This window comes from Dietzia sp. DQ12-76, assembly GCF_014145045.1.
In the GTDB taxonomy this organism is placed as follows: Bacteria; Actinomycetota; Actinomycetes; order Mycobacteriales; family Mycobacteriaceae; genus Dietzia.
The window spans coordinates 1-6,106 of record NZ_JAALDV010000079.1; the positions used below are offsets into that span (position 1 = coordinate 1).

General features: G+C 70.2%; 7 protein-coding genes. 3 read left to right on the forward strand and 4 right to left on the reverse strand.

Annotation, left to right across the window (positions count from 1 at the left end; genetic code table 11):
- Positions 1 to 192, forward strand: a 192-nt coding sequence (locus G6019_RS03890; RefSeq protein WP_375539743.1) for a hypothetical protein, incomplete at its 5' end; no start/stop codon positions are given.
- Between the two features lie 87 nt (positions 193 to 279).
- On the opposite strand, the gene G6019_RS03895 is transcribed toward G6019_RS03890, so the two are convergent.
- Positions 280 to 1,449 (reverse strand): acetyl-CoA C-acetyltransferase, encoded by a 1,170-nt coding sequence (locus G6019_RS03895; protein ID WP_182627069.1) that lies wholly within the window; start codon positions 1,447 to 1,449, stop codon positions 280 to 282.
- A gap of 33 nt (positions 1,450 to 1,482) precedes the next feature.
- Positions 1,483 to 2,082 carry a TetR/AcrR family transcriptional regulator gene (locus tag G6019_RS03900; protein ID WP_182612424.1) on the reverse strand — a complete coding sequence of 200 codons (600 nt, stop codon included), beginning with the start codon at positions 2,080 to 2,082 and terminating at the stop codon, positions 1,483 to 1,485.
- Positions 2,083 to 2,200: 118 nt separating this feature from the next.
- Here G6019_RS03900 and G6019_RS03905 point away from each other — a divergent pair, with 118 nt between their 5' ends.
- Positions 2,201 to 3,004, forward strand: a complete 804-nt coding sequence (locus tag G6019_RS03905) for a hypothetical protein (RefSeq protein ID WP_182612425.1) — start codon at positions 2,201 to 2,203, stop codon at positions 3,002 to 3,004.
- Positions 3,005 to 3,041: 37 nt separating this feature from the next.
- On the opposite strand, the gene G6019_RS03910 is transcribed toward G6019_RS03905, so the two are convergent.
- Together G6019_RS03910 and G6019_RS03915 are read right to left on the reverse strand one after the other, a co-directional pair.
- Positions 3,042 to 3,863 carry an SDR family oxidoreductase gene (locus tag G6019_RS03910; RefSeq protein WP_182612426.1) on the reverse strand — a complete coding sequence of 274 codons (822 nt, stop codon included), beginning with the start codon at positions 3,861 to 3,863 and terminating at the stop codon, positions 3,042 to 3,044.
- Positions 3,860 to 5,107 carry an acyl-CoA dehydrogenase family protein gene (locus tag G6019_RS03915; protein WP_182612427.1) on the reverse strand — a complete coding sequence of 416 codons (1,248 nt, stop codon included), beginning with the start codon at positions 5,105 to 5,107 and terminating at the stop codon, positions 3,860 to 3,862. The genes G6019_RS03910 and G6019_RS03915 overlap by 4 nt, the downstream gene beginning before the upstream one ends.
- 78 nt (positions 5,108 to 5,185) lie before the next feature.
- Here G6019_RS03915 and G6019_RS03920 point away from each other — a divergent pair, with 78 nt between their 5' ends.
- Positions 5,186 to 6,040: a mycofactocin-coupled SDR family oxidoreductase gene (locus G6019_RS03920; RefSeq protein ID WP_182612428.1), complete on the forward strand. Its 855-nt coding sequence runs from the start codon at positions 5,186 to 5,188 to the stop codon at positions 6,038 to 6,040.
- The last annotated feature ends 66 nt before the right edge of the window (positions 6,041 to 6,106 follow it).

Genomic DNA, 6,106 nt, shown 5'->3' on the forward strand with positions numbered 1-6,106 from the left:
TCCGTGCTCGTCGGCGACCCGCTCGATGCGATCCAGGGCAGCCTCGGCGGACTGTCGACCGAGGACACCCTCGGCACGCTGTCCTCGGCGACCGGCGAGGGTGACGCCAGCGGCCTCGGCAGCCTCCTCGGCCTGCTCGGCGGCGGCGAGGGCGGCGGCCTCGGGCTCGACACCCTCTCCGCCGAAGGCTGACCACGAGAGCAGGCCGACACACCTCACAGGCCCCGCACCGGGTGGTGCGGGGCCTGTCTCGTGGTGCGGCGCCTCTGACGCGGGGCGTCAGGAGTCGAGTCGCTCGATGATCGTCACGTTGGCGGTGCCGCCGCCCTCACACATCGTCTGCAGACCGTAGCGGCCGCCGGTGCGCTCGAGCTCGTTGAGCAGGGTGGCGAAGAGTTTGGCACCGGTCGCGCCGAGCGGGTGCCCGAGCGCGATTCCGCCGCCGTTGGGGTTCACCCGGGCCGGGTCGGCGCCGATCTCCTTGATCCACGCCAACACCACGGGGGCGAACGCCTCGTTGATCTCCACCACGTCGATGTCGTCGATCGTCAGTCCCGTCTTCTCCAGCGCCCACCGGGTGGCCGGGATAGGCGCGGAGAGCATCATCACCGGATCGTCGCCGCGCACGGTCAGATGGTGGATCCGGGCCCGCGGCGTCAGGCCGTATCTCTCGACGGCCTCGGCGGACGCGAGCAACCCGGCGGACGCACCGTCGGAGATCTGCGACGCCACGGCGGCGGTGAGCGAGCCACCCTCGGCCAGCACGGGCAGGGAGGCCATCTTCTCCAGGGTGGTCTCGCGCGTGGTCTCGTCGGCCTCGAGTCCGGCGAACGGGACATACTCGTTCGCGAACCGGCCCTCGGCGATCGCGGCGCGGGCGCGGGTGTGGGACTGCAGCGCCCACTCCTCCATCTCGCGACGCGAGATACCCCACGTGTCGGCCATCATCTGGGCACCGTTGAACTGGGAGATCTCCTGGGAGCCGAAGCGGGAGACCCATCCGGTGGAGCCGGTGAACGGGTCGTCGAAGCCGTACTCGCGCCCGGCGAGCATGGCCGAGGAGATCGGCAGGGCACTCATGTTCTGCACGCCGCCGAACAGGACCACGTCCTGGGTGCCGGACATGATCCCCTGGGCACCGAAGTGGATGGCCTGCTGGCTCGAGCCGCACTGGCGGTCGACGGTCGTGCCCGGCACCCCGAGAGGCATCCCGGCCGCGAGCCACGCGGAGCGGGCGATGTTGCCCGCCTGCGGGCCTATGGCGTCCACGCAGCCGAAGATCACGTCGTCGACCACCGCGGGGTCGATCCCCGTGCGCTCGACCACCGCGCTGATGACGTGCGCGCCCAGATCCGCCGGGTGCTGGGCGGAGAGGCTGCCACCGCGCTTGCCCGCAGGCGTCCGGACGGCGTCGATCACGTAGGCCTCGCGGCCGGTCACGCTGGTCATGTGTCTCCTCGTGGGTGGGGTCGGTCGGTGGTGTCAGGCGGGTGGGGCGGGTGAGTCCACGGCCAGGCCGTCGAGCACGATGTGCAGGTACTGGTCCGCGATCGCGGCGTGGTCGTCGTCGCCCTCCGGCCGGTACCAGCGCACCGCCACCCACACGGTGTCGCGAAGGAACCGGTAGGTGAGCCTGATGTCGAGGTCGGGACGGAACTGGCCGGACTCGATGCCCCGGCCCAGCACGTCGGTCCACATCTCACGGAACTCGGTGGTGCGCTCCCGGAGATAGTCGAACCTGGGGTTGCCCCGCAGATGCTTGAGTTCGTCCTGGTAGATGGCCACCTCGTCCCTGTGACGGTGGATGGCCTCGAACGAGACGCGGACCAGCCCTTCGAGGGTCTCCCGGGGCGACGAGCCCGCCAGGACGATCCGGTGATAGTCCCCGAAGAGGGAGTCGAGGAACCCGCGGAGGATCTCGTCTACGATCGCCTCTTTGGACGAGAAGTGGTGGTAGAGGCTGCCGGAGAGGATGCCCGCCGCGTCCGCGATGTCCCGCACGGTGGTGGCCCGCAGGCCGCGCTCGGCGAAGAGCCCGGCGGCGATCGCCAAGAGTTCTTCACGTCTGGTCGTGCTGGTCATCCGACCACTCTACCAACCAAGCACTTGCTAGGGGCGCTCCGGAGGCCGGCGTGGTCCGGGGACCGGCCTGGCCGCGTCGGTCCACCCGTCGTCGACTCCTTCTGCCTAGACTCCCCCCATGCGCTCCACCGTCTTCTCCTCCCCTCGCCCCTCCGGCCCGCGCCGGGCAGGTCGCCGGGTCCTCGCGGCCTCGGCGGCGGTGGGCCTCACCCTGGGCCTGGCCTCCTGCACGATCCACGTGAGCGGTGACGACGCGGCTCCCGCGGAGACCACGACCGCGACGAGCGAGTCGCCTCAGGAGCAGCCCACCGGAGCGCCGGGCACCCCCGAGGCCGGCGTAGATCAACTCGTCCTCAATGCCGAGGACGCCCCCGAGCTCGGCCTCGCTCCCGTCTCGGCCGAGGAGATCGCCGGAGGTGTCGGCGCGCTCGAGGACATCGCCGCCGGCGTCCGCGTGGACCCCGAGCGGTGCGCCGACTTCAGCCAGGACGCGTTCCTCGCCCAGGCCGAGCCGGGCGCGATCGCCATCCAGGCGGGCCAGAGCGAGAACACCGCGTACGCGGTGTCGGTGACCACGGTGACGACAGGCCTCAACGATCGTGACCGACTGATCGCCGACTGCCCCACCATGACCGTGACGATCCCCCTCGAGGGGACCGAGGTCACGACCCGTGCCGAGAACCAGCTGTTGCCCCTCGAGGCACCGGAGGGCGTGGAGCACTTCGCCGCCATCACGCAGAACAACGCGATGGACATGATGGGCCAGGAGCTGCTCACGGGCAACGTGCTGATCACCGGGATCGTGCGGGGTATCGGCGTGTCCGTCACGGTCGCCAACGCGGCGGGGCCGGTGTCGGACGCGGAACGGGACACGGCCGTTGACGCCTTCGCCCGGCAGGTCGAGAAGATCCGGAGCGCCTGACCTCCTTCGATCCCCTCCGCCGGGTGCCGACTGCGGGTCAGGCCCGCTGGGACGAGATGGAGACGACCTCTCCGGTGAGGTACGTGGTGTAGTCGCTGGCGAGCATGGCGATGGTCGCGGCGACCTCCCAGACGTCCGCGGCACGTCCGAACGCCTCCTTGGCGGCGAGCTCGTCGAGGAGCTCGGCGGAGGCCGACTTCTCCAGGAACGCGTGCCGGGCGATGGAGGGTGCGATCGCGTTGATGCGCACACCGAAGTCCGCACCCTCGATCGCCGAACACCGGGTCAGCGCCATGACTCCGGCCTTGGCTGCCGCGTAGTGCGCCTGAGCTCGCTGCGCGCGCCACCCGAGCACGGAGGCGTTGTTGACGATCACCCCGTTGTGCGGCACGTCCCGGAAGTAGCGCAGCGCCGCACGGGTCGCGCGGAACGTGCCGTTGAGCGTGATGTCCAGAACCCGGTCCCAGTCCTCGTCGGTCATGTCCACGAGCTCGCCCTCACCGCCGAACCCGGCGTTGTTGACCAGCACGTCGATCCGGCCGAGCTTCTCGGCGGCGCCGGTGATCAGCGCGTCGACGTCGGAGGTCGACTGCACGTTGCACGTGATGGCCTCGAACCGCTGCCCTGGGAACTCGGCGGCGAGCGCGTCGCGGGCCTCGTTCATTCGGCGCTCGTGGAAGTCGGACACCAGGACGTCGGCGCCCTCGAGCGCGGCGCGACGGGCGGCCGAGAAACCGATGCCCGTGCCCGCGGCGGCCGTCACCACGACCTTCTTACCCGCGAGCAGCCCGTGACCAGGTGTCTCCTCCGGCACCGTGGCGAGGGGGGACGCGGCGAGGGGGGACTTGTGCTGGGTCATGACGGCCTGGCCTCTCGGGGTAATCCGAGCACGCGCTCGGAGATGATGTTGCGCTGGATCTCGTTGGATCCGCCGTAGATCGTGTCGGCTCGGGTGAACAGGAAGAGCCGCTGCCACCGCGCCAACTCGAGGTGCTCCGGGTCGCGGAGGTCGTTGGCCGCACCCTCGGAGTCGTGGGTGGGCCCGGTGAGCGACTCCGCCCCCTGCACGATCATCGCCAGCTCGCCGAGGTCGCGGTGCCACGTGGCCCACAGGAGCTTGGCCGCCGAGGCGTTGCCACCGGAGGCGTCACGCTCGGCGAGTGTGCGCAGAGCGTGGGCGCGGATCACCCTGAGACCGACCCAGGCACGGGCGATCCGTTCACGCACGGCGGGGACGTGCGCGCTGCCGTTGGACCGGGCCATCTCCACGATCTGGTCGAGTTCGCGGGCGAAACCGACCTGCTGGCCGAGGGTGGAGACCCCTCGTTCGAACTCCAGGAGGGTCATGGCGACCTTCCAGCCCTCTCCGCGCTCCCCCACGATCATCCCGGCCTCGGTGACCGCGTCGTCGAAGAAGACCTCGTTGAACTCGGAGGTCCCGGTGAGTTGCTGGATGGGCCGGATCTCGACTCCCGGCTGATCGAGCGGCACCAGCAGGAAGCTCAGGCCCTTGTGCCGACTGGTGCCCTCCTCGGTGCGGGCCACGACGAAGACCCACTGGCTCAGATGCGCCAGGGAGGTCCACACCTTCTGGCCGTGCAGATGCCACCTGCCGTCCTCACCCAGGCGGGCGGTGGTGGACACGTTCGCCAGATCGGACCCCGCTCCCGGTTCGGAGTAGCCCTGGGCCCACAGTTCGGTCACGTCGAGGATCCGGGGCAGGAAACGGTCCTTCTGCGCCTGGGTGCCGTGTGCGATGAGGGTGGGGCCGAGCAGCGTCTCGCCGAGGTGCGAGACCCTCGCCGGGGCGTCCGCCTTGGCGTACTCCTCGTGGACGCGGACCTGCTGGCTGAGCGACGCCCCCCGACCGCCGTACTCGACCGGCCACCCCACACAGGTCCAGCCGGCCTCGGCCATGTGCCGTTCCCAGGCCAGACGCCGATCGAAGAACTGATGCTCACTGCCCGGCCCGCCGGTCCCCTTGATCTCGGCGAACTCTCCCACCAGGTTGGCGTCCAACCACGTGCGGAACTCCGCGGCGAACTCGTCGTCGGTCATCTCCGACGCCGGCCTGCGCGTGTCGGGTGCCGTGCTCTGGGTCATACGACCACACTACCAAGCACTTGCTTGGTTTGTCGGAACCGCCCGCCCCGGCGGACGTCGTCGGGTGTGATGGTCGGCATGAACACCCCTGACACTCCCCTGGAGGGCAAGGTCGCACTGGTCACCGGCGCCGCCCGGGCACAGGGCCGAGCCCATGCCGTCCGCCTCGCCTCGGAGGGCGCGGACGTCGTGGTGACCGACCTCTGCGCTCCGGTGTCCGCCTCCGTCTCCTATCCGGCGCCCGGTCCGGATGACCTCGCCGAGACCGTCCGACTGGTCGAGCAGGCCGGGCGCAGAGCCCTCTCGGCGGTACTGGACATCCGGGAGCTCGGACCGCTCCAGGAACTGGTCGACCGCACCATCGCCACGTTCGGCCGGCTGGACATCGTCGTGGCCAACGCCGGCGTACTGAGCTGGGGCCGCCTGTGGGAGTTGCCGGAGGACGACTGGGACATGGTCATCGGCGTCAACCTGAGCGGCACGTGGCGGACGATCCGCGCTGCCGTGCCGGCGATGATCGAGGCGGGCAACGGCGGGTCGATCATCATCGTCAGCTCGTCGGCGGGACTCAAGGCGACGCCGGGCAACGGACACTACTCGGCCTCCAAGGCCGGGCTCGTGGCGCTGACCAACTCGCTCGCCCTCGAGGTGGGGGAATTCGGCATCCGCGTCAACTCGATCCATCCCTATTCCGTGGACACGCCGATGATCGACCCCGACGGGATGGCGGAGATCTTCGGCCGGTTCCCCTCGTATCTGCACAGCTTCTCGCCGATGCCACTGAAAAACGTTCTCGCGGACGGCGCCAGCACCCTGGCCGACTTCATGCCGCCGGAGGAGGTCTCCGACGTGGTGTCGTTCCTGGCCGGGGACGGGTCCCGGTCCGTCTCGGGCGTCCAGGTCCCGTTCGACCGGGGCGCGCTCAGGTACTGAGCGCGGAGGGTCGACCAAGCAGATGCTTGGTACCGTGGTGGTGGCCACACCCCGCCGCACCCGAGG

Bases quoted from the DNA above. Each gene is read 5' to 3' on its own strand.
- G6019_RS03895 (WP_182627069.1), bottom strand. From the start codon at position 1,449: ATGACCAGCGTGACCGGCCGCGAGGCCTACGTGATCGACGCCGTCCGG.
- G6019_RS03900 (WP_182612424.1), bottom strand. From the start codon at position 2,082: ATGACCAGCACGACCAGACGTGAAGAACTCTTGGCGATCGCCGCCGGG.
- G6019_RS03905 (WP_182612425.1), top strand. From the start codon at position 2,201: ATGCGCTCCACCGTCTTCTCCTCCCCTCGCCCCTCCGGCCCGCGCCGG.
- G6019_RS03910 (WP_182612426.1), bottom strand. From the start codon at position 3,863: ATGACCCAGCACAAGTCCCCCCTCGCCGCGTCCCCCCTCGCCACGGTG.
- G6019_RS03915 (WP_182612427.1), bottom strand. From the start codon at position 5,107: ATGACCCAGAGCACGGCACCCGACACGCGCAGGCCGGCGTCGGAGATG.
- G6019_RS03920 (WP_182612428.1), top strand. From the start codon at position 5,186: ATGAACACCCCTGACACTCCCCTGGAGGGCAAGGTCGCACTGGTCACC.